Annotated in this window: 21 protein-coding genes; 13 read left to right on the top strand and 8 right to left on the bottom strand. The window is 47.5% G+C overall.

Annotation, left to right across the window (positions count from 1 at the left end):
- Window positions 1-139: 139 nt before the first annotated feature.
- The 4 genes from ACFFUV_RS15870 to ACFFUV_RS15855 all read left to right on the top strand — a co-directional run bounded on the left by ACFFUV_RS15870 (window position 140) and on the right by ACFFUV_RS15855 (window position 4,070).
- Complete coding sequence (locus tag ACFFUV_RS15870) at window positions 140-388, top strand: hypothetical protein (protein WP_390194559.1); 249 nt, start codon at window positions 140-142, stop codon at window positions 386-388.
- A 70-nt stretch (window positions 389-458) separates the two neighbouring features.
- Entirely contained in the window at window positions 459-1,127 is a 669-nt protein-coding gene (locus ACFFUV_RS15865; RefSeq protein WP_390194558.1) for a YjbF family lipoprotein, read from the top strand.
- Between the two features lie 13 nt (window positions 1,128-1,140).
- On the top strand, window positions 1,141-1,890 hold the full coding sequence (locus tag ACFFUV_RS15860; protein ID WP_390194557.1) for a capsule biosynthesis GfcC family protein: 750 nt from the start codon (window positions 1,141-1,143) through the stop codon (window positions 1,888-1,890).
- Entirely contained in the window at window positions 1,887-4,070 is a 2,184-nt protein-coding gene (locus ACFFUV_RS15855) for a YjbH domain-containing protein (protein ID WP_390194556.1), read from the top strand. The genes ACFFUV_RS15860 and ACFFUV_RS15855 overlap by 4 nt, the downstream gene beginning before the upstream one ends.
- Window positions 4,071-4,119: 49 nt before the next feature.
- Here the strand turns inward: ACFFUV_RS15855 and epmA are convergent, their stop codons facing one another.
- On the bottom strand, window positions 4,120-5,091 hold the full coding sequence (gene epmA, locus ACFFUV_RS15850; RefSeq protein WP_390194555.1) for an elongation factor P--(R)-beta-lysine ligase: 972 nt from the start codon (window positions 5,089-5,091) through the stop codon (window positions 4,120-4,122).
- A 348-nt stretch (window positions 5,092-5,439) separates the two neighbouring features.
- Here epmA and frdA point away from each other — a divergent pair, with 348 nt between their 5' ends.
- The 4 genes from frdA to frdD are packed head-to-tail and all read left to right on the top strand — an operon-like array spanning window position 5,440 to window position 8,785.
- Window positions 5,440-7,242 carry a fumarate reductase (quinol) flavoprotein subunit gene (gene frdA, locus ACFFUV_RS15845; RefSeq protein WP_390194554.1) on the top strand — a complete coding sequence of 601 codons (1,803 nt, stop codon included), beginning with the start codon at window positions 5,440-5,442 and terminating at the stop codon, window positions 7,240-7,242.
- A gap of 5 nt (window positions 7,243-7,247) precedes the next feature.
- On the top strand, window positions 7,248-8,006 hold the full coding sequence (locus ACFFUV_RS15840) for a succinate dehydrogenase/fumarate reductase iron-sulfur subunit (protein WP_390194553.1): 759 nt from the start codon (window positions 7,248-7,250) through the stop codon (window positions 8,004-8,006).
- 1 nt (window position 8,007) lies between these two features.
- Window positions 8,008-8,391, top strand: coding sequence for a fumarate reductase subunit FrdC (gene frdC / locus ACFFUV_RS15835; RefSeq protein WP_390194552.1), 384 nt, complete (start codon window positions 8,008-8,010; stop codon window positions 8,389-8,391).
- 10 nt (window positions 8,392-8,401) lie between these two features.
- Window positions 8,402-8,785, top strand: coding sequence for a fumarate reductase subunit FrdD (frdD, locus tag ACFFUV_RS15830; protein WP_390194551.1), 384 nt, complete (start codon window positions 8,402-8,404; stop codon window positions 8,783-8,785).
- A 71-nt stretch (window positions 8,786-8,856) separates the two neighbouring features.
- Here frdD and hslU read toward each other — a convergent pair whose 3' ends face one another.
- The 5 genes from hslU to priA all read right to left on the bottom strand — a co-directional run bounded on the left by hslU (window position 8,857) and on the right by priA (window position 15,109).
- A complete protein-coding gene (gene hslU, locus ACFFUV_RS15825; RefSeq protein ID WP_390194710.1) occupies window positions 8,857-10,203 on the bottom strand; it encodes an ATP-dependent protease ATPase subunit HslU in 1,347 nt (448 codons plus the stop codon).
- Window positions 10,204-10,244: 41 nt separating this feature from the next.
- Window positions 10,245-10,790, bottom strand: coding sequence for an ATP-dependent protease subunit HslV (gene hslV / locus ACFFUV_RS15820; protein WP_390194550.1), 546 nt, complete (start codon window positions 10,788-10,790; stop codon window positions 10,245-10,247).
- Between the two features lie 131 nt (window positions 10,791-10,921).
- A complete protein-coding gene (gene ftsN / locus ACFFUV_RS15815; protein WP_390194549.1) occupies window positions 10,922-11,479 on the bottom strand; it encodes a cell division protein FtsN in 558 nt (185 codons plus the stop codon).
- A gap of 113 nt (window positions 11,480-11,592) precedes the next feature.
- Entirely contained in the window at window positions 11,593-12,600 is a 1,008-nt protein-coding gene (gene cytR, locus ACFFUV_RS15810) for a DNA-binding transcriptional regulator CytR (RefSeq protein ID WP_390194548.1), read from the bottom strand.
- 307 nt (window positions 12,601-12,907) lie between these two features.
- Window positions 12,908-15,109 (bottom strand): primosomal protein N', encoded by a 2,202-nt coding sequence (priA, locus tag ACFFUV_RS15805; RefSeq protein ID WP_390194547.1) that lies wholly within the window; start codon window positions 15,107-15,109, stop codon window positions 12,908-12,910.
- 304 nt (window positions 15,110-15,413) lie between these two features.
- Between priA and rpmE the strand changes: the two genes are divergently transcribed.
- Both rpmE and ACFFUV_RS15795 read left to right on the top strand, forming a co-directional pair.
- A complete protein-coding gene (gene rpmE / locus ACFFUV_RS15800; protein ID WP_390194546.1) occupies window positions 15,414-15,629 on the top strand; it encodes a 50S ribosomal protein L31 in 216 nt (71 codons plus the stop codon).
- A 238-nt stretch (window positions 15,630-15,867) separates the two neighbouring features.
- On the top strand, window positions 15,868-17,142 hold the full coding sequence (locus tag ACFFUV_RS15795; RefSeq protein ID WP_390194545.1) for a malic enzyme-like NAD(P)-binding protein: 1,275 nt from the start codon (window positions 15,868-15,870) through the stop codon (window positions 17,140-17,142).
- A 178-nt stretch (window positions 17,143-17,320) separates the two neighbouring features.
- Here ACFFUV_RS15795 and metJ read toward each other — a convergent pair whose 3' ends face one another.
- Window positions 17,321-17,641, bottom strand: coding sequence for a met regulon transcriptional regulator MetJ (gene metJ, locus ACFFUV_RS15790; protein ID WP_390194544.1), 321 nt, complete (start codon window positions 17,639-17,641; stop codon window positions 17,321-17,323).
- A 250-nt stretch (window positions 17,642-17,891) separates the two neighbouring features.
- Here metJ and ACFFUV_RS15785 point away from each other — a divergent pair, with 250 nt between their 5' ends.
- The 3 genes from ACFFUV_RS15785 to metF all read left to right on the top strand — a co-directional run bounded on the left by ACFFUV_RS15785 (window position 17,892) and on the right by metF (window position 22,660).
- On the top strand, window positions 17,892-19,046 hold the full coding sequence (locus ACFFUV_RS15785; protein WP_390194543.1) for an O-succinylhomoserine (thiol)-lyase: 1,155 nt from the start codon (window positions 17,892-17,894) through the stop codon (window positions 19,044-19,046).
- A gap of 12 nt (window positions 19,047-19,058) precedes the next feature.
- Window positions 19,059-21,470 (top strand): bifunctional aspartate kinase/homoserine dehydrogenase II, encoded by a 2,412-nt coding sequence (locus ACFFUV_RS15780; protein WP_390194542.1) that lies wholly within the window; start codon window positions 19,059-19,061, stop codon window positions 21,468-21,470.
- Between the two features lie 299 nt (window positions 21,471-21,769).
- Complete coding sequence (gene metF / locus ACFFUV_RS15775; protein WP_390194541.1) at window positions 21,770-22,660, top strand: methylenetetrahydrofolate reductase; 891 nt, start codon at window positions 21,770-21,772, stop codon at window positions 22,658-22,660.
- 105 nt (window positions 22,661-22,765) lie between these two features.
- On the opposite strand, the gene zapB is transcribed toward metF, so the two are convergent.
- Window positions 22,766-23,008, bottom strand: a complete 243-nt coding sequence (gene zapB / locus ACFFUV_RS15770) for a cell division protein ZapB (protein WP_390194540.1) — start codon at window positions 23,006-23,008, stop codon at window positions 22,766-22,768.

The following is a 23,008-nucleotide window of genomic DNA, read 5'->3' as shown; positions in this document are numbered from 1 at the left end:
AATACTCAAAACATACAGAACAACATGCCAATTAAAATATTTTTTTTGTTTGTACAATAGTTGAGTTGTGAAATAGAATTTTATTGAGGTTTATCTGATATGCCTTAATGGTTATTTTATAAATGAAAGGGAATAGGTAATGAAAAATATTTTTCTAGCCATGCTGATGGTACTAGGCGTTTCTTCTAATGCCTTTGCTGTTGGTGAACAAGCGGCAGCCGCAAGCGCAACAACCAGTGGTACTGCCGCGGGTGCAGGTGCTGCGACAGCGGCTGCTGCTGGCTCAGCAACAGCTGGAGCGGTTGCCGTTGGCGCTGCCGCTGCCGCTGCGGTTGCAGTCGCGTCATCTTCATCAAACGATGGCACAACAGACGGCACCACAAATTAATTTAATATAAATACAGCACCCTAAAGAGGGGATCTTTAGGGTGCTTTTTTATGTAGCTAACGGCAGAACCATGACATTCCCTATACAAAAACAATTCCTGCTTATTTTTATTTTAAGCCTACTCACAGGGTGCTCACAAAAAGCAGCAATTACTGGTGAGACAATTCAACAAGCCCTGTGGGGAACAGACGATATAAATTTAGACCGTCAGCATATCAGTGATCTTCCGTACGCCAGTAGCTACGTAAAAATAAATAACTCTGCACGTATATTTATGGTGTTAGCCTTTGCTGAAGAAAACCCACATAGTGGCGACATGCAATTAAAATGGATGTCGGCAGACAACGCGATGATTGTGACTGAAAATGGCCGAGTGATAAAAACCCTCAACCTTCCTCAGCATAATCTTTCAGCTGTCACGCCAAGGTTTGGTTTATTTAACTTTAGCAGTAGTCAAAAACAGTGGCGTGCCATTTATGATTGGCAACCTGACTACGATTATGACCACACCGCGCTCATCAATAGCTATCAAAACGGCCAGCAATGGGTGCGTTCCACCTTATGGAAAAAACGCCTAAATGTATGGCAGGAAGACATCAAGTTTGTGGGGTCTTCACAGCACATGCAAAACGTATTTTGGGCCGATGACCAAGGTCAGGTATTGAAATCTCAGCAGTGGCTAATTCCAAACCAGCTCTACATCGAGCAAGAAATCCTCAAACCGTATTCATCTAATTAATGGCAATGTAACCATGTTTCGCATTTATGCCTTAGTCGCCAGTTTATTAACGTCCAGTGCATGCTTTTCAGCCGCACCACTTGTGATTGATTATCCTCAGCTCAATCTAAGCCTGCAGTATCCGCAAGCGGTACGTCTAGAAAAAGCGCTCGACGATGCACAAACTCAACTCAGTAAAAACGCGTATTCACTGCAAGACTACGCAATCGCTAACCGTTTGTTTAATCATCAAAAACAATCTCAGGCAGAACAGCTCCAACGGCGCACTGTCTCGAAGTTGCGTGTGCTTAGTCGCGGCCAAACCGATTTAAGCCCGTTACTGGATCTTGCAGATCAAGTAGCAAGTTGGAACGTCGGTTATCGAGAACGATTAAGCCTTGATATTGATGAAGTGCGAATCACCCCGGCCAGCAACCCTATGCTACGCGGGCACTTTTCGCTGATCGCACCACCACGCTCGAAGACCATCACTATCGCTGGTTTGATCCACTCGCCATCACAAACTCAAGTCAAAGCGGGGAATACTGCTGCAGACTATCTCAATAATGCGCTTCTGCTTCCCGGTGCCAACAAGAGCTTCGCTTGGCTGATTTACCCAGATGGTGAAACTCGTCAAATTGGCTACGCCTATTGGAATGATGAACGTACTCCCGTTCCGCCGGGCTCCACACTCTATATCGGCTTTGACGCGCCCTCAGCCAAACTGCAACAGCTCGAGCAAGACATTGTTTTACTTATCGGATGGAAGAAAGACATCAAATGAATATCCCTCGCCTCACTACTTTTGCCTTTGCGCTCTCGATGATGCCTTTCTCCCATGCCGCCGAAGCCCCTTTTAAAGTTTCTCAATCTGATTTTGGCGGAACCGGGCTGATGCAAACCCCAAGCGGCCGAATGGCAGAACCTGGGGAATTTAATCTTGGCGCCACCATCAACGACGACTATCAACATTATATGGCGTCACTCCAACTGTTGGACTGGTTAGAAACGACGGTCCGCTACACTCGTGTCCCAGATGTCAAATTCAGTAACGACAGCGAATACAGTGGCGATAATCTCTATACCGACAAAGGTATTGATGTCAAAGCGCGCATCCTAAACGAAAGTTACTGGCTCCCAGAAACGTCTATTGGTATTCGTGACCTTGGCGGAACTGGGTTGTTTGATGGGGAGTTTATCGCCGCAACAAAACGCTTTGGTAACCTTGATGTGACCTTAGGCCTGGGGTGGGGATATTTGGGACAGAGAGGTAACATCAGCAATCCTATTTGTCATTTTAAAGATAGCTTTTGCTCGCGCCCCAACGGCTATAAAGGAACAGGTGGGAGCATCGATTCCGAGCGATGGTTTAAAGGCCCGGCCTCGGTATTTGGTGGCATTGAATATCAAACGCCTTATGAGCCGCTACGGATAAAAGTTGAATACGAAGGCAATGATTACAGCCAAGACTTTCCTTATGTTCAAGGCGGGAAAGCCATGCCTCAGGCCACTCCCTGGAATCTGGGCGTGCATTACCGAGTTAGCGATTGGATAGATACTCGCCTCAGCTATCAACGTGGTAATACCTTAACCGTTGGCTTTAACTTCTATACTAACTTTAACCATATGCAAGCGACATGGCTTGATGACCCAAAACCGACACTCAGCCAGCGTCCCTCTCAAGATTGGTCCTCAGCAGCAAACCAACTCGCCGCTAACGCCGGTTATACCCAAAACCATGTTTATCAAGATGGTCGTGGGATTGTGGTCACCGCAACGGCGAAAAAGTATCGTGGCCGAAATGAATCGCTAGAACGTGCCGCAACGATTTTGCACAATACATCTGGGGATAATATTGATCACTTTACGATTATTGAACAAAACCAAGGGTTAGCAGTTAGCCAGACTCATATTGATCGCCGTGCTTTTGTTAGCGCAGCCACCTATCAAGACATCGATAGTGATCCCAAGCAAACCTTCGTAGATCAAGATCCTGAAAACGTATCGGGCCGAGAACTGGCCAAACAATATCATGCGTTTTCTTATGGTATTGAGCCGGTACTGTCACAAAGCGTTGGCGCACCAGAGTCTTTTTACTTGTATTCATTTGGCGTCAATGCAATCTCGCGTTACTGGCTCACAAATCAATTGGAATTAAGCGGCTCGGTGTATTTCAACCTCTTTGATAACTATGACAAATTTAACTATGTTGAAAACTCGCCGCACGTCCAAAACCATGCCGTACCTCGAGTTCGTACCATGTTCCGAGCCTACGTCAGTGATAACCCCGTACGCCTCAACAACCTCCAGCTCACTTGGTTTAACCGGCCAAGTAACAATATCTACACTCAAGCGTATGCTGGCTATCTTGAAATCATGTTTGCAGGTATTGGCGGCGAGGTTCTCTATCGACCAAACAACAAAAACTGGGCGGTTGGTCTTGATGCAAACTTAGTCTCTCAGCGTGACCCTAACTCTTGGTTTGGCCTCTACAGCGATGATTACTTCTTTTATGACGCATCAAGCTGCAGCGAGACAACAGCCGAATGCCAAGCCTATGTTTTAAGCCAAGGCACCACGGGACATCTCACTGGTTATTACATGCCGAAATGGTCACTTTTGGAAAATACGCTGTTTAAGGTTAGCGTCGGTGAATTTTTAGGTGGCGACAAAGGCGCGCGTATCGACTTTTCTAAGCAGTTTGATTCTGGTGTGATTGTGGGAGCGTACGCGACAATTACCGATCTGACAGCCGAAGATTATGGCGAAGGCAGTTACAACAAAGGCTTTTACATCTCGCTGCCTCTCGACATCATGACCGTGAAACCAAGCACCGATCGCGCGGCCATTAACTGGCAACCGATCACACGTGATGGTGGGCAGATGCTCAATAAGAAATATCAGTTATTTGACGTCACTGATCCACGTTCGCCATGGTCACAACGCCCAAACCGATTCCAATAAGCCATAACGCCCAGTGTCAATCCATTGGGCGTCATGTTCTTACTCGCGGCTATGCTCGCGGAAAGGGAAAGGCGGTAATATGATCAATATGCTCGGCGCCAAGCGCCAGCATGATTAAGCGGTCAACCCCCAACGCAACCCCAGCGCAGTCAGGCAACCCCGAACTTAGCGCCGCCAGTAAATGATGGTCTATCGGCTGTGGCTTCAACCCCATCTGTTGCCGCTTTTGGTTGTCCGCCTCAAACCGGTTTTGTTGCTCAACAGCATCATCCAATTCGTAAAACCCATTCGCCAACTCAATACCTTGAAAATAGACTTCAAAACGCTGAGCAACGCGTGAATCATCAGGATTAATTTTGGCTAACGCCGCTTGCGAGGCAGGAAAGTCACACACAAATGCAGGCGCTTTTTGGCCAATTTTACTCTCCACACCGATACTAAATAACAGCTGCAGTAAGGTATCACGGTCTTGCTCAGGGTCAGCGATATCACTCAACCCCAACTGAGCCGCCACCGCTTTTAGGCGGTCCATACTTGCTTGCAACGGACAAACGCCAAGTACCTCAAGAAATGCCTGCTGATACGTCAGACGAGTGGCTGCGTCACAATCCAAAACCTGCTGTAATAATTCATCCATCTCATCCATCAATTGATGATGATCGTACCCCACTCGGTACCATTCAAGCATGGTAAATTCTGGATTATGAAAGCGCCCATTTTCCTCATTGCGAAACGCTTTGCACAGTTGATAAATACTGCCACTTCCCGCGGCTAAAAGACGCTTCATGTGAAATTCTGGGCTGGTCATCAAATACAGCTCACGGCCATCTGCATAACCCGGGCCAATAAACTGAGTCTTGAAGGTATCTAAATGCACATCGGTCACTGTGGCATGGCTCATGGCTGGTGTATCCACTTCCAAAACACCGCGCTGAAAAAAGAACTCTCGAATTGAACGTACAATCGTTGCTCGTTGTTGAAGTTGATTAATGGTGGCGGTCGGTTGCCAATCAGTCGACATAGCAAGAGGCTCTATGGTAATCGCAAAGCAGGCATTTTATCGTGCGAATCTCAGCCTGCCTAGCGCTTTCAAAACGTGGGTCAATGACTCTAATAACAGCAATATCGTTAACAACCCAGCTATCCGTGATAATTCTCACATAAGACATAAAAACCAATCCAATCTTTGTACTACTCAAACAAAAACCTAAATAAATCAATATATCCCCAAAACACCTCTCCTAAACTAGCAGCAGCACTCAAGAGAGTGCACGGTAGCGAAAGTCATCTTCATCCAAGACGGTCGCGGCTAGGACGAATAAGCCAAACTCAATTGGCTTCAAAATAATAAAATCACTGGAGGATAACTGTGCAAACGATCACCACAGATATCGCAGTCATCGGCGCCGGCGGCGCTGGTCTTCGCACTGCCATTGCGGCAGCTGAAGCAAACCCTGAGCTCGAAATCGCTCTGATTTCCAAAGTGTACCCAATGCGCTCTCATACCGTCGCAGCTGAAGGGGGCTCAGCCGCAGTTATCAAGGAAGAAGACAGTTTAGATAATCACTTTAACGACACCGTCGGGGGTGGGGATTGGCTTTGTGAACAGGACGTTGTTGAGTATTTCGTAGAAAATTCCACACGCGAAATGATTCAAATGGAGCAATGGGGTTGCCCTTGGAGCCGAAAAGAAAACGGCGAAGTCAATGTGCGCCGTTTTGGCGGTATGAAGGTTGAACGTACTTGGTTTGCGGCTGACAAAACGGGCTTTCATATGCTGCATACCCTGTTTCAAACCTCAATGAAATACACCAATATCAAACGCTTTGATGAGTATTTTGTGGTGGATTTATTGGTCGTCGATGACCAAGTTCAAGGCTTAATTGCGATTCATATGTCGGAAGGCGAATTGGTCACCATCAAAGCCAAGTCCGTCGTATTAGCAACTGGCGGCGCTGGACGTGTTTACCACTGCAATACCAATGGCGGTATTGTCACTGGCGATGGAATGGCGATGGCCTATCGTCATGGCGTTCCTCTGCGTGATATGGAATTTGTGCAATATCACCCAACGGGCCTACCCGGAACCGGAATTCTGATGACTGAAGGCTGCCGCGGAGAAGGCGGTATTATCGTCAACAAAGATGGCTACCGCTATTTACAAGATTATGGCATGGGACCAGAAACCCCTGTGGGCCAACCCAAGAACAAATACATGGAGCTCGGCCCACGAGACAAAGTCTCTCAAGCCTTCTGGCACGAGCAGCAAAAAGGCAACACCATCAAGCATCCACTTGGCGACGTCGTCCACCTCGACCTGCGCCACTTAGGTGAAGAATATTTACATGAACGCTTGCCGTTTATCTGCGAATTGGCGAAAGCCTATGTCAACGTAGACCCAGCCAAGGAACCGATTCCTATTCGTCCAACCGTGCATTACACCATGGGGGGCATTGAAACCAATAAGGATTGTGAAACACGCATTAATGGTCTGTTTGCAGTCGGAGAGTGCGCCTCTGTCGGCCTTCATGGTGCGAATCGTCTCGGTTCAAATTCGCTGGCTGAATTTGTGGTCTTTGGCCGCGTTGCCGGAGAAAACGCCGTTAAACGCGCCGCCGAATTTACTGGCTGGAATGACGCCGCAATTGAGCAACAAGTCCAAGCCACACAAGCACGTATCCAAGCCTTGATGGCGCAAGAAGGTGATGAAAACTGGGCGGACATTCGAACGGAAATGGGCCACACCATGGAAGCAGGTTGCGGCATCTATCGTGAACAACACTTGATGCAGCAAACCATCGACAAACTCAGTGAACTCAAACAGCGCTACAAAAAAGTCAGCATTAAAGATAAAGGTAAAGTCTTTAACACTGATCTTTTGTATGCGATTGAAGTTGGCTACGGTCTTGAAGTCGCTGAGGCCATGGTGCACTCAGCCATTTTGCGCAAAGAATCGCGAGGGGCGCATCAACGTCTTGATGAACAATGCACCGAACGTGATGACATTCATTTCCTCAAACACTCACTGGCCTTTTATCAGCCAGATTCGGCGCCGACGATTGACTACAGTGATGTCACCATCACCAAATCGCAACCCAAAGCACGCCTCTACGGCGAAGCCGCCGAGCAAGCTGCAGCGCAAGAAGCTGCGCAAACCGGTTCACAGGAGTAAGTTCTATGTCATCCACTCGTATTCAAAAAGTCGATATTTTGCGTTACGACCCAGAGCGTGATTCTGAACCACACTTCCAACGCTTCGATGTTCCGTGCGACGAGACCATGTCGGTACTCGACGCTCTGGGGTATGTCAAAGACAACTTAGACAAAGACCTCGCCTACCGCTGGTCTTGCCGCATGGCGATATGTGGTTCTTGTGGCATGATGGTCAACGGTGTCCCAAAACTGGCCTGTAAAAGCTTTCTGCGTGATTACCCAGACGGCATTAAGATTGAACCCCTGGCAAACTTCCCTATCGAGAAAGACTTAATCGTCGATATGACGCCGTTCATTGAGCGTTTAGAAGCCATTAAGCCATACATCATCGGTAACGACCGCAAACCAGAAGATGGCACCAACATACAAACACCGGAGCAAATGGCGCGCTATAAGCAATTCGCCGCCTGTATTAACTGCGGTTTGTGTTATGCCGCATGTCCGCAATTTGGGCTTAATCCAGAGTTTGTTGGCCCTGCCGCGTTGACGCTGGCTCATCGCTATAACCTTGATAGCCGTGATCATGGCCAAGCTGAACGCATGCCAATCATCAATGGTGAAAATGGGGTTTGGGGCTGTACGTTCGTCGGTTACTGCTCAGAAGTGTGTCCTAAAAATGTCGACCCAGCAGCAGCAGTCAACCAAGGCAAAGTGGCCTCAAGTACGGACTTTATCATCGCCATGTTTAAGCCTGATGGTCAATCAGCTCAAAAGGAGGGCTAAGATGAGTAACCGTAAGCCTTATGTTCGTGAAGTCAAAGCGACATGGTGGAAAAGTCATCCGTTTTATCGCTTTTACATGCTACGCGAAGCAACGGTATTGCCACTGATTCTGTTTACACTATTTTTGACCTTAGGCTTAGCGGCTTTGGTCAAAGGTGCCGATGCGTGGCAAACATGGCTCAACTTTATGGCTCACCCTATCGTGATTGCAATTAACCTCGTCGCTTTAGCCGGTAGCTTATTCCATGCTCACACCTTCTTTAAGATGTTTCCTCAAGTCATGCCGATTCGTTTCAAAGGCAAAACCGTGGATACGAAAGTGTTGGTTCTCGGGCAATGGGCCGCTGTGGCGTTCATTTCTTTGGTTGTTTTAATTATTGTCTAAGGGGCGTGTTATGAGTAATCACAACGATCGCGTAGATCGCAACCCGGCTCGCTCTGATGAGCCGATTTGGTGGGGGTTATTTGGCGCTGGCGGTAGCTGGTTTGCCATGATAAGCCCAGTAACGATACTGGTGCTCGGTATTTTAGTGCCGCTGGGTATTATTGACAGCGAAGCGTTAAGCTATGATCGAGTTCAGGACTTTGCCACCAGCATTATCGGCGCACTCTTTATTATCGCAACACTAGCCCTGCCTATGTGGCATGGCATGCACCGTGTGTATCATGGTATGCATGACCTTAAGCTGCATACTGGGGTCGTTGGCAAAGTGTTGTGTTATGGCGTCGCAGGCGGTATTTCACTGCTGGCTGTCGTGTTTATCATTATGCTGTTCTAACCAGCGATTGCGATCAAAAAAGGCGAGGAATTTCCTCGCCTTTTTACTGCTTCAACGAAATAACGCCAACATTACAAAATAAAGCGGCTCAGATCTTCATCTTCAATAAAGCCACCTAAACGCTCTTTAACGTAAGCGGCATCAATTTCAAAGGTCGAACCCGCTTTATCAGTGGCATCAAACGAGATTTCATCCATCAAACGTTCCATCACCGTATGCAAACGACGGGCACCGATGTTTTCCGTGGTTTCGTTAACTTGCCATGCTGCGTCAGCAATTTGCTGAATACCATCATCCGTAAAGCTGATTGTCACGTCTTCGGTTTTCATCAAGGCCATGTATTGCTCGGTCAACGATGCTTTTGGCTCGGTGAGAATACGTTTGAAGTCGCTCGAAGAGAGCGCTTCAAGTTCAACTCGAATCGGCAAGCGACCTTGCAATTCAGGAATCAAATCCGATGGGCTGGCAACTTGGAAAGCCCCTGAGGCGATAAACAGAATATGGTCCGTGCGCACCATACCATGTTTGGTTGACACTGTGCTGCCTTCAATCAATGGCAGTAAGTCACGCTGAACCCCTTCGCGAGACACATCGGGGCCAGAACTCTCACCGCGCTTACAGATTTTATCAATCTCATCGACAAACACGATGCCGTTGTTCTCAACGTTATAAATCGCCTGCTCTTTCAGCTCTTCTTGGTTAACCAGCTTAGCCGCTTCTTCTTCAGTCAAGGCTTTAAACGCATCCGAAATTTTCATCTTACGTTTTTTCTTGGTATCACCAGCGAGATTAGCGAACATACCTTGTAGCTGGTTGGTCATCTCTTCCATGCCTGGAGGCGCCATAATTTCAACGCCCATTTGCGGCGCGGCAACTTCGATATCTATCTCTTTATCATCGAGCTTACCTTCGCGCAATTTCTTGCGGAAAGACTGGCGAGTGCTTGATTGCTCTTCACTCTGCTCATTTTGTCCCCAAGCATCACGTGCCGGCGGCAACAACGCATCAAGAATGCGCTCTTCTGCTTGCTCTTCGGCGCGGAATTTTACTTTTTCCATCGCTTGTTGATGCGTCATTTTGACCGCAACGTCGGTAAGGTCACGAATGATGGTTTCGACTTCCTTGCCCACATAACCGACTTCAGTAAACTTGGTGGCTTCGACTTTCATAAATGGCGCATTGGCCAATTTCGCTAAGCGGCGAGCAATTTCTGTTTTACCTACACCGGTCGGGCCAATCATCAAAATATTTTTTGGTGAAACTTCAACACGTAAGCTCTCTTCAAGCTGCATACGACGCCAGCGGTTACGTAGCGCAATCGCGACTGCGCGCTTGGCTTTATCTTGGCCAATGATATGGCGATTTAATTCATGAACAATTTCGCGGGGAGTCATTTCAGACATAGGGAATTCCTTAATTTGATGCGTTTACCACTATCTATTTATGTTGCGTACTCGGCTTACTCAGCTTCGGTATTCGCGTCAATTTCTAGTTCTTCGACAGTGTGGAATTGGTTGGTGAACACACAAATATCGCCAGCAATTTTTAGCGATTTTTCTGCAATTTCACGAGCGTCTAATTCGGTATTTTCAAGTAAAGCGATGGCCGCCGATTGAGCAAAGTTACCGCCTGAGCCAATCGCAATCAGATCATTTTCTGGCTGAACCACATCACCATTACCCGTAATGATCAGCGACGCCGTTTCATCGGCTACCGCCAACAAAGCTTCGAGTTTGCGAAGTGCGCGATCGCTACGCCAATCTTTAGCCAATTCAACTGCCGCTTTGGTCAAATGACCTTGGTGCATTTGCAGCTTGCTTTCAAAACGTTCAAACAGCGTGAACGCATCGGCGGTACCACCAGCAAACCCGGCCAACACTTTGTTGTTGTATAGACGACGCACTTTACGGGCATTGCCCTTCATTACGGTATTACCCAGCGACACTTGGCCATCTCCGGCGATGACAACTTTATTATTACGACGAACGGATACGATAGTAGTCACGTGTAGGGCCTCTTAATTCTTTTCACTTGGAAGATAACGAATATATGAGGATCACAATAAAAAAAATCAAGTGACCACGGCGGGATCAAAAAGCACAAAGGCTAACCGAGTGGCTAGCCTTTGTGAGGAAATTACTGATTATCTTTCCAGATGGCGCAAGGTTCAATCTTGGCGCGCTGCAGTTTATGCTTGTCTCGTTCGGCATCCCGTTTAAATTTATAAGGGCCTAAGGTGACACGATACCAACTGCTGGTCTCTTTTTTGCGAATCTTGCTGCTGAGGCCTTGAAACGCGATATTAGCTTTGCGCTCTTCCGCTTGTTGCATGGTTTTAAACGCACCGCACTGCATCACATAAGGGATCTCAGACACCACTTGCTCTTTGGCCTGAACTTCAATTTCGCGCTTTGGTAGCGACTCAACGTAGTCCCATTTCTCTTCTGGTGGAGGTGGAAGCGTCTGCTTTGGTGCTTTCGGCTTAACGATCGGCTGAGTCTCAACCTCTTGAACCACCGGTTTTGGCGGCTCAGGATCGTTACTGAGAATATACAATCCATAACCAAATGCGCCAGCTAACACCAAAGCAATCAGCCCACTACGCCATGGTTTACGCGGCGGCGTATTTTTTCTGGCTGGCTTTTTTGCAGCACTGGCTCCACGGCCACGCTTTACATAATCTTTATTTGCCACGGTCAAACATCAACAATTAAGTACATAGCCCGATATGGTAATGCAGAATACGAAAGGATGACAGCATTGAAATGGAAGCGGCACGTCAAATCATCACCCGCCGCAACCTTTCTTTAAACAAGACGCGGTGGCGCAGCACTTTCTCGAACAATCAGCTGCGTTTCAAGCAGACGAGATCCTGCACGAACATCATGCCCTCGCAGCAGTTCCAGCATCATCAACATCGCTTGACGACCAATCTCATACCTCGGTTGAGAAATCGTCGTCAACGGCGGATCACAATACTGAGCATACTTAATGTCATCAAAACCCACGATCGATAAGTCTTGAGGAATACGTAACCCCAATTTTTTCGCCTCTTGAATCGCGCCAATTGCCATCGAGTCGTTGTGACAGAAGATGGCCGTTGGTGGCTCAGGTAAAGCCAATAACTGACGCACCGCTTTAGCGCCGTCTTCAAAACCAAAATGGCCGTAATAGGTATAGCTAGGATTCATTGCTATTCCAGCTCGGCGTAGAGCTTGCTGATAACCTTGATAGCGGAACTGACACAAAACTGCACTTTCCGGGCCGGAGATCTGCGCAATGCGTTTGTGGCCCATTTGCGTCAAGTAGTTCACCGCTTCAAACGCTGAGGTCAAGTTATCGATATGTACAGTGGGCAGTTCAAGCTCAGGTGCGAACTCACATGCCATCACCATCGGTGGGAGGTTTTTCTGTTCGGGCTTACTGACATCAAATGGCAAATCGGTCCCAAGCAGCAGCATGCCATCAGCTTGCTTGGTAAACACTAAGTTCACAAACGAACTTTCGCGCTTACGCTGCTGACCACTGTCGCCAAGTAATACGATGTAACCATGTTCCATCGCCGCATCTTCAATACCTCGAATGATCTCAGTGAAGTACGGATCGCAAATATCAGGAACGATCGCGATAATTGTTTTTGATTCGTTACGGCGCAGATTGCGCGCCAAAGAATTTGGTGAATATCCAGCTTCCAGCACGGCATCTTCAACCCGTTTTCGTGTGGCTGACGAGACTTTTTCAGGGTTCATCAACGCCCTAGATACGGTTGCGGTTGAGACGCCTGCGAGCTGGGCAACATCCTTCATTGTCGCCATAAAAAATTAACCCTCTCAATTCCTTTCCAAGTAGCCAAGACGCCACTTCTTTTAGATTTATGATTTTTGGTGATGAACTAAAGCTCATTTCTTATATTAACTTGATTGCATTACGCAATCGTTTACCTTATTCATAAGAATGAATAAAAAAGTATACAGGACTTAGTTTATTCATTTCGAAACATAAAGTTACGGCTAGATTAACAAAAAAGGCAGTTTGTTGGTGATTTTCGTCACAGATAAATGAAAAATGATGACAATTCTTTTAATTGATACGCAGCCAGTGACGTATTAACAAACTTCCCACTTAACTCAAATCTTGAGGCTCAATATCCAGAGACCAACGGACTTTCTTGGCACTTGGCAGCATCTGGATCGCTGGTTTTGCGCTATTGAGTAATTTCTGCATCACCGGACGCGATTGCGTTTGCAGTAATAGCTGCCAGCGAAATTTACCTGCCCGCTTCGCAATCGGTGATGGGGTTGGCCCCAGTACCATACAATATTCATCAAATAGAGGATTGGCCTCCAATGTTTGCCTGACTTGACGTAAAAAGTCTTCCACCATTGCTGAGTGATTGGCTTCTGCTTTAAATAAGGTCAGATAGGAAAATGGGGGCAATATGGCCAACTTGCGCTCAGCCAGCGCGCTTTGCGCAAAATGGCGGTAATCTTTTTCAAGTAATGCTTGAAGTAGGCTGTGTTCAGGATGATGGGTTTGCAGGACCACTTCACCAGGTTTACTCGCTCGCCCTGCTCGTCCAGCCACTTGAATAAATAGCTGTGCTAAGCGCTCCGATGCGCGGAAGTCACTACTATAAAGCGATCCATCAACGTCCAGCAGAGCCACCAGCGTAACATTAGGGAAATGATGCCCTTTCGCCAGCATTTGCGTACCGATGAGAATTTGGTACTCCCCTTTACGAATCGCTTCTAATGCCGACTCCAAGCTGCCTTTGCGCCGTGTGCTGTCTCGGTCAATTCGAATCGCCTTAAACTCAGGAAACAGCTCTGCCAGTTTGTTTTCCAATTGCTCAGTCCCTACGCCGACGGTGACAAGGTGTGTCGAGCCACATCCCTGACACTGATGGATGACGGGCTGCTGTGAACCACAATGATGGCAGCGTATTTCGCTGCTACTTTGATGATAGGTGTAATAAGCATCACAGCGCTTGCATTCGGCAATCCAGCCACATTCATGGCACATAAGAGCAGGAGAAAAACCACGGCGATTCAAAAACAACATCACTTGGTTGCCAGCCGCTAAATGGCGACGCATTTCAGCAATCAAAGGGGCAGACAGTCCACTATCTAAATATAACCCTTTAATATCCAATACTTTATTGGTTGTTGGCAGCGCATTCCCCGCACGCTTTGATAAAATTAAGTGGTGATACTTACCGCTTAGCGCGTTATGCAGTGTCTCTAATGCCGGGGTCGCCGAACCCAACACTATCGGAATGTTCTCTTGGTTTGCGCGCATCACCGCGACATCTCGCGCATGATAACGCAGGCTGTCTTGCTGCTTGTAGGAACCATCATGCTCTTCATCGACAATAATGATGCCCAAGTTGGCAAACGGAGTCATCAAAGCAGAGCGCGTTCCAATAATGATTCCAGCCGAGCGATCCTTTGCCGCAAGCCAAGCATTAAGACGCTCCGTATCATTCAGTCCCGAGTGAACCACTTCCACTGGCACATTAAAGCGTTTTTTAAATCGATTAATGGTTTGAGGAGTGAGACCGATTTCCGGTACTAACACCAATGCCTGAGCACCTCGTTCCAGCACGGGTTTAATCAGGTTTAAATACACTTCTGTTTTGCCAGAACCGGTCACCCCTTCTAGTAGGTAACAACCGAACTCTTGGCGTGAATTCACTGCCGCAATGGCAACTGCTTGCTCTTGGTTAAGCTTGGGTTTATCAACCTCGGCCTCAATCGCTTGTGGCCAAGCGGCGCGGTGGGGCGTTTTATCAACGCAGACAATCCAGCCTTTTTCTCTCAGGTTTTTCAGCACCGAACTCGACACATCCGCATCGATAAACGCTTGCTGAGAAAGTGCTCCCGATGACAACATGTTCATCACTTTCGCCTGCTGTACTGCTCGCCCTAGCCCTTGCATTAATTGATTCTTACCCGCTTCGGTAAGCTGCCACTCCACGACTTTTGCCCACTCAGCTGGTTTGCCTTTACGCAAAGCACTCGGCATCGCATTACTGAGCGTTTCGCCAAGAGGATATTGATAATACTGACTGCACCACATTAATAGCTTATAGAGCGGCGCAGCCCATAGCGGCTGATGATCCAGAACTTGATACAATGCTTTAAGCTGCTCACGAGCAAAACTCGACTGATCCGTTAACTCAATAACAATGCCAACCAAGGTTTGGCGACCAAAAGGGACAGACACACGCCCTCCAACCACCGGGTAAGCACCACTTGGTATCAAATAATCAAACAGTTTATCTAGAGGAACAGGAAGCGCGACACGCGCAATCGCAGGCTGCATAAATAAGCGGGTAACTCTCAGTTTGCTAAGACGAAACCCAGTTTAATCGATCACTTCATGAGTTGATAGTTTCGTGGTGATTGCGGTGACTGTCGATGAACAACAATAACATGGTGAAAAAAGTAGCAATCAATTGAGGCAAAACTATTGATTCACGCTCAGGGAAACATTACTATACTGCGCCTTGACCATATGGCTTGCTTCGACGAGTTCGATTCAGCGGTATGTCATTTCTATATTATTAACTACGTGTGGTGTCCGGCTTTGAATCGGATAGCGACACGGCCTAAATTGAGGTTCTCCCATGAAAACTGGTATCCACCCAGAATACAAAGCCGTTAAAGCAAACTGTTCTTGCGGTAACACTTTTGAGTTCAACTCAACTCTTGGTAAAGAAGAAATCCACCTAGATGTGTGTGACAAATGTCACCCATTCTACACTGGTAAACAACGTATCGTTGATACCGGTGGTCGTGTTGATCGCTTCAACAAGCGTTTCGGCAACCTATCAAGCAAATAATCCATTTCGATTATTGATTGATACAAAAAGGGCGCTACGGCGTCCTTTTTTGATCCTGTTGATTTAACCTTTCCGCTACAACCTCTCTAACCTCAAATAATACCGATACAAAACGTTATCTGGTCTTATCTCTTCGATATTTAGTCATTTTGACTGATCTAAGTCAGCCTAGTGTCTAGGCAGCCTCGGTACCATAGATTAAAATTATCTTTCCCCCATCAAATGAGCACCTAAACATATGTCTGATGACAACCAAACGCTCTCTGCGGAAGAGCAATTTCGCCAACAAGCCCTGGATTACCATGCCAAACCAACCGCTGGTAAAATTTCAGTTGAGTTAACCAAACCTGCTGACTCAGCACTTGATCTTGCTCTCGCATATAGCCCAGGCGTTGCCGAACCGGTTCGTGAAATCGCACAAAATCCAGACACGGTGTATCGCTATACAGCAAAGGGCAACATGGTAGCGGTGATTTCAAACGGTACCGCTATTTTAGGTCTAGGGAATTTAGGACCGCTGGCATCAAAACCAGTGATGGAAGGGAAAGCGCTGTTATTCAAGCGATTCGCAGGGTTGGATTCCATTGATATTGAAGTAAAACATCGCACCATTGACGAATTCGTTGATACCGTTGCAAATATTGCGGACACCTTTGGCGGCATTAACCTTGAAGATATCAAGGCTCCTGACTGCTTTGAAATCGAAAAACGCCTCATTGAACGTTGTGATGTGCCCGTTTTTCACGATGATCAACATGGTACCGCCATCGTCACCGCCGCAGGTATGCTCAATGCGATTGAGCTACAGGGTAAGAAACTTGAAGAGTCAACCATCGTGTGTCTAGGCGCTGGCGCGGCCGCAGTCGCCTGTATGGAACTGCTAATTAAATGCGGCGCAATGCGTGAAAAAATCTACATGCTTGACCGCAAAGGCGTCATCCATACTCGCCGTGATGATCTTAACGAATACAAGCAGTTGTTTGCCAACAACACCGATAAACGTACCTTAGAAGATGTGATTGAAGGCGCCGATCTTTTCCTTGGTGTTTCTGGTCCAAACCTTCTTTCTGCTGACGCGCTAAAATTGATGGCAGATAAGCCAGTGGTCTTTGCGTGTTCTAACCCTGATCCTGAAATCAAGCCATCGATTGCTCACGAAGTGCGTAATGATTTGATTATGGGAACCGGACGCAGTGACTACCCAAACCAGGTCAATAACGTTCTGTGTTTCCCATTTATTTTCCGTGGCGCACTGGATGTGCGTGCTAGCGAGATTAATGATCAAATGAAATTGGCGGCGGTTGAAGCCATTCGCCAACTCGCCAAAGAAGACGTTCCTGCCGAAGTACTTAACGCCGCAGGCGTGGAATCACTACAGTTTGGTCCTGAATACATTATTCCCAAACCAATGGATAAGCGATTGCTCCCTCGAGTGGCCCGTGCCGTTGCTGAAGCGGCGGTTGAATCGGGTGTGGCGCGTATCGATATGCCAGAAAACTATATGCAAGATTAAGCATCATGAGAGGCCTGAATCGAGCGCAAAGCGGTGAAAACCCAAAGCGCGCATTGAGGCTCTTTAGATGTGGTTCTTGATAGAAAAAGGTTGGCAAATGCCAACCTTTTTTTGTGTAAACACAGCGCCATCAATTTAGAAAAGTGGAATCTAAGTAGCACTATTTCTTACAGCAGACTTACTCGTCATTGTAAGATTCAAACTCAATACCCATTTCTGTCATCAGTCTTTTCACTTCAGCAGGAATATCGTCTGGGCGATCTTTGCGCAAATCTTCATCCGTTGGCAGGGGTTGCCCGGTATACGCATGCAGAAACGCCTCACACAACAGCTCGCTATTGGTGGCATGACGCAGGTTGTTGATTTGACGACGAGTACGCTCATCAGTCAAAACTTTCAATACTTTCAATGGAATAGATACGGTAATTTTTTTTACTTGCTCACTCTTTTTGCCATGTTCAGCATATGGGCTTATGTATTCCCCATTCCAGTCTGCCATTGCGCACCTTCGTAAAAGTTTAGGAATTAGTTTTAGACCCACAATTTTAGCGGCTTTTAAGTCTACAAGCAAAGACATATAGACGTCTAGAAGTGTTGACGTCTCATTTTTAGCAAAGTAAAGTGACGGGGTATGGAATGGAAATGAATGAATCGGTGTTTTTTGAGCAGTTTGTTCACTCTATAACCGATTCACTCCCCATATATAGCGCATTCCAATTAACAAGTCATTCTCTTCGCAAGGAAATCTTATGAGTACTCACAAACCTGCCACAATAGCGGTAAGAACTGGGATTGAATCTGACACACAACATCACGCGGTTGTGCCACCGATTTATCTATCAACCAACTATGGTTTCCCTGCGTTTGGTGATGTGCCTAAGTATGACTATACGCGCTCAGGTAACCCAAACCGCGGGCTATTAGAACAAGCGCTTTACGAATTGGAATCCGGTCAGGGGGCCGTTGTCACCAACTGTGGCACCTCTGCTCTGAACTTATGGGTATCAGCCTTTATTGGCCCTGATGATCTGATTATTGCTCCCCATGACTGTTATGGCGGCACTTACCGCTTGTTTAATACCCGCTCACAAAAAGGTGATTTCAAGGTCGAATTTGTTGACCAATCCGACCAAGCCGCCTTTGATGCGGCGATTGCGAAAAAACCAAAACTGATTTTGCTAGAAACCCCGTCTAACCCTTTGGTACGCGTGGTTGATATCGAAAAAACATGCCAAAAAGCCAAACAAGTCGGCGCTCTGGTTGCTGTCGACAACACCTTTTTGACACCGGTGTACCAAAAGCCTTTAGAACTCGGTGCAGACTTTGTTATTCACTCCACCACTAAATTTATTAATGGTCACTCTGATGTGATTGGTGGGGTAGTCATTGCTAAACAGCAAGAGCACGCGGAGCAACTCGCTTGGTGGGGTAACTGCATTGGCGCAACCGGCACGCCATTTGATAGCTACCTAACACTACGCGGAATTCGTACCTTGGGCGCAAGAATGCGTGTGCATGAAGAGAGCTCATTGAGCATTCTTGATTACCTCAAAACCCAACCTCTGGTTGGCGCTATTTTTCATCCAAGCTTGCCTGAACATCCAGGCCATGAGATCGCGAAAAAACAGCAATCAGGATTTGGCTCGATGCTCAGCTTTGAGTTTGCTGGCAGTTATGAGCAACTCCAAACCTTTGTAACCGGCTTAAAACTGTTTTCACTTGCCGAGTCCCTTGGTGGCGTCGAAAGCCTGATTTGCCATCCGGCGACCATGACTCATCGTGCTATGGGCGAAGCCGCTTTAGCGGAAGCTGGCGTCTCACATCAACTGCTTCGACTTTCAGTTGGCCTTGAAGATGCACAAGACTTAATTGCCGATCTCGACCAAGCTTTCAATCTCGTTTAAGGAGAGGTGGTGATGACTCACCCTCGACAACTACATAAATTCGGTGGCAGCAGCCTAGCAGACCCCGAATGCTACCGCCGTGTAGCCAACATTTTAAAGCAGTACTCAAATGCCGATGACTTGATTGTGGTCTCGGCGGCGGGCAAAACCACCAACCGCTTAATTGAGTTTACTGACGCCCTGCATAAAGATGGCCGAGTGGCCCATGAAGTTTTGCAAGCGCTGCGCCAGTTTCAGACCGATTTGGTCTGTGAACTATTAGAAGAAGATGCACAAACACCGCTACTCTCAGCACTGCAAGATGAATTTACCACATTGGGTGAACTCAATGCGCCGCTTACTGCAGAGCAGCGCGCGGCGGTGCTCGGTCATGGCGAAACGTGGTCAGCGCGCTTGCTTGCTGCGCTTTTAACACAGCTTGATCTGAACAGTGTCTCTCAAGACTCACGGGCTTTCTTGCGTGCACAAACGGGCACTCAACCCGAGATTGACCAAGGTGCTTCATACCCTCTATTACAAGCGATTTTGGCGCAGCATTCTGGGCATCGCATCGTGGTAACAGGTTTCATGGCGCAAAACGATCAAGGGCATACGGTACTTCTTGGACGTAACGGTTCAGATTACTCGGCAACCATTATTGGCGCATTGGCTCAAGTCAGCCAGGTCACGATTTGGAGTGACGTTGCTGGCGTATTCAGTGCTGACCCAAGAATCGTCTCTGAGGCGTGTTTATTGCCATTGCTCCGCCTTGATGAAGCCAGTGAATTAGCAAGGCTGGCCGCGCCAGTATTACACAGCCGAACCTTGCAACCCGTGGCGCAAAGTGCGATGGATCTTCACCTACGCTGCAGCTATCAACCGGAGTCTGGCTCAACTCGTATTGAACGTGTCCTCGCCTCGGGTCGCGGTGCAAAGATCATTACCTCACTGGACGATGTCCTACTGATTGAGCTCAGTTTCGCCTCAGGTCATGATTTTAAGCGCTTGCAAACCAATGTGTTAGAGACCTTGAAGCGAGCCCAGCTTCAACCCTTAGCCTATGAAGTACAAAGTGACCAACATGTTCTTCAGTTGGCGTACACGGCGGAAATCGCCACGGGCGCGCTGAGCTTTCTTCAAGACATGGCAACCGAAGCCGATCTCAAACTTAAAGAAGGGTATTGTTTAGTCGCCGCGGTGGGGGCCGGCGTCACCAAAAACCCAAATCACTGTTATGGCTTCTACCAACAACTGAAAAACGCCCCGGTTGAATTTATTTCTGAGACCGACTCTGCGCTCAGTTTGGTGGCGGTACTGCGCTCAACGGAAACTCAAAGTCTGGTTGAAGGCATTCATACTCAGCTTTTTCAAGCGCAAAAGCGCGTGGCCATCGTATTGTGTGGTAAAGGCAATATCGGAACCAGTTGGCTTAAACTATTCGCAGAGCAAAAACCGGAAATCGAAAAACGTCACGGCATGAATTTCGAGCTAATTGCAGTGGTCGATAGCCAAACATATTGGTTTGATGAACAAGGGATCGATCCCAATACCGTCGATGCTCGATTCGCCGATGAAGCAATCTCCTACCAAGATAACGAGTGGATCCAACGCATTGGGGCAATTCAAAGTTTTGATGATGCCGTGGTACTGGATGTCACCGCCAGCAAAGAACTTGCTGCGCGCTATCTAGAAATCGCAGAGCAAGGCATGCACCTAATCTCGGCGAATAAAGTCGCGGGTTCTGCATCGGGTGATTATTATCATCAAGTGCAAGACGCGTTCTTTAAAATCAACCGTCATTGGTTATATAACGCAACCGTTGGTGCTGGGTTACCGATTAATCATACCGTTCGCGACTTGCGCGAAAGCGGCGATGAAATCGTCGCCCTATCCGGTATTTTCTCCGGTACCCTATCATGGCTTTTCCAGCAATATGATGGCAGCGTCCCGTTTATCGAACTGGTGGATCTTGCTTGGCAGCAAGGCTTGACCGAGCCGGACCCTCGTAGCGATCTAGATGGCTCAGATGTCATGCGTAAATTAGTGATTTTGGCCCGTGAATCAGGGCTTCAGCTTGAACCCGAACAGGTTAAAGTCGAGTCTTTAGTCCCTGCAGAATTGCGCGAGATGACACTGGACGACTTCCTCGATAACGGCAACCTTCTGAGCGAACGTTTAGCGGAACGTTTAGAGAAAGCGCAGCGGGAAGAGAAAGTGCTGCGCTACGTGGCTCGCCTTGAGAAAAATGGTCAAGCTAGCGTGTGTGTCGAAGCCTTGAATAAAGAACATGCGCTCGCTAACCTACTGCCTTGCGATAATATCTTCGCGATTGAGAGTAAGTGGTACAAAGACAACCCGCTGGTGATTCGCGGCCCAGGAGCAGGGCGTGAAGTCACCGCTGGCGCGATTCAATCAGACTTGAACCTTCTGGCCAGCATGCTGTGATTAAAGGCCGCCACTTGCATAATGTAAGTGGCGGCTTTGTTGTGTTCACTTCCCTTCTTCCCCACCGCTGTTTCACCTCACAGTTTCGCAACTTGCTCAAACCCCGATATGCTTAAATAGCCACCAGAACGCTTGATGCAACGAATGATTGAGAAACCCTCATTATTAACTTGAGAAAAATTCATAATGAGACAGTTGACATTAAAAGCTATTCATTACATTCTTTGGACATATAGACGTCTAAACGTAAAAATAATTTTTAGTTGATGGATGTGGTTGGTCACCACAGGAGAAAACACATGGGATATACGCACGCTGGGCACATTGACGCCTTAAACCAGAACATTGCTGAACTGTCAGACAACATCAATGTGTCATTTGAATTCTTTCCGCCAAGCAGCGAAAAGATGGAGGAAACATTGTGGAATTCGGTACATCGCCTAAAAACACTGCAACCGAAGTTTGTCTCGGTGACGTATGGCGCGAACTCTGGCGAGCGTGATCGCACGCATTCGATCATCAAAGAAATTAAATCTCAAACCGGCTTGGTCGCCACACCCCACCTCACCTGTATTGATGCCAGCCGCGAAGAGCTGACAAAAATTGCCGATGACTACTGGGCCAATGGCATTGAGAGCATTGTTGCTCTGCGTGGCGATATTCCACCGGGTGGCGGCGCACCACAAATGTATGCGTCCGATCTGGTTGAATTGTTAAAGTCGCGCCACGATTTTGATATTTCGGTTGCCGCATTTCCTGAAGTTCACCCAGAAGCGAAAAGTGCGCAAGCCGATCTTTTGAACCTGAAACGCAAAGTAGATGCGGGCGCCAATCGCGCGATTACTCAGTTCTTTTTCGATGTAGAAAGTTATCTGCGTTTTCGTGATCGCTGCGTAGCCGCTGGTATTGATGTCGAAATCGTCCCTGGCATCCTACCGGTTTCAAACTTTAAGCAGGCCTCCCGCTTTGCGGCGCAAAACAACGTCAAAGTCCCCGGTTGGATGGCACGTCAATTTGAAGGATTGGACGACGATCCAACCACTCGCCAACTGGTCGGAGCGAGCCAAGCGATCGATATGGTACGCGTGCTTAGCCGTGAAGGGGTGAAAGACTTCCACTTCTACACCCTGAACCGAGCTGAGATGACTTACGCCCTGTGTCATACGCTAGGTGTGCGCCCAAAAGCGTAACGGGACACCCAACATGAAGGGTTGACCGCCTCCATGTTTATCCCATAAAAAAACGCCAACTTCATATTGGCGTTTTTCGTTCAAGTATCACTTTGCAGCAAAGGCTTATTCCACTTCATCCATTTTGCCAAGCAAGTTACGAATACGCTCTTGCCATGCTTGATGCTCTTGCTGCATCTGTTGTGATTTTTGCTCTAACTCTTCACGGCTGCTGCGTAACTCTTCAGCTTCAGTCGTCAGTTTCGCTTTTTCTTCTTTTAGTTCTTCAACTTCCATTTGCAATAGTGCAATGGTATCGACTGCGGTTTGAATTTTTGCTTCTAGTTGCTCTAGTACTTCAAAAGACAT

Source organism: Vibrio olivae, assembly GCF_042428525.1.
GTDB lineage: Bacteria > Pseudomonadota > Gammaproteobacteria > Enterobacterales > Vibrionaceae > Vibrio > Vibrio olivae.
This window is presented reverse-complemented; position numbering and strand designations above follow the sequence as displayed.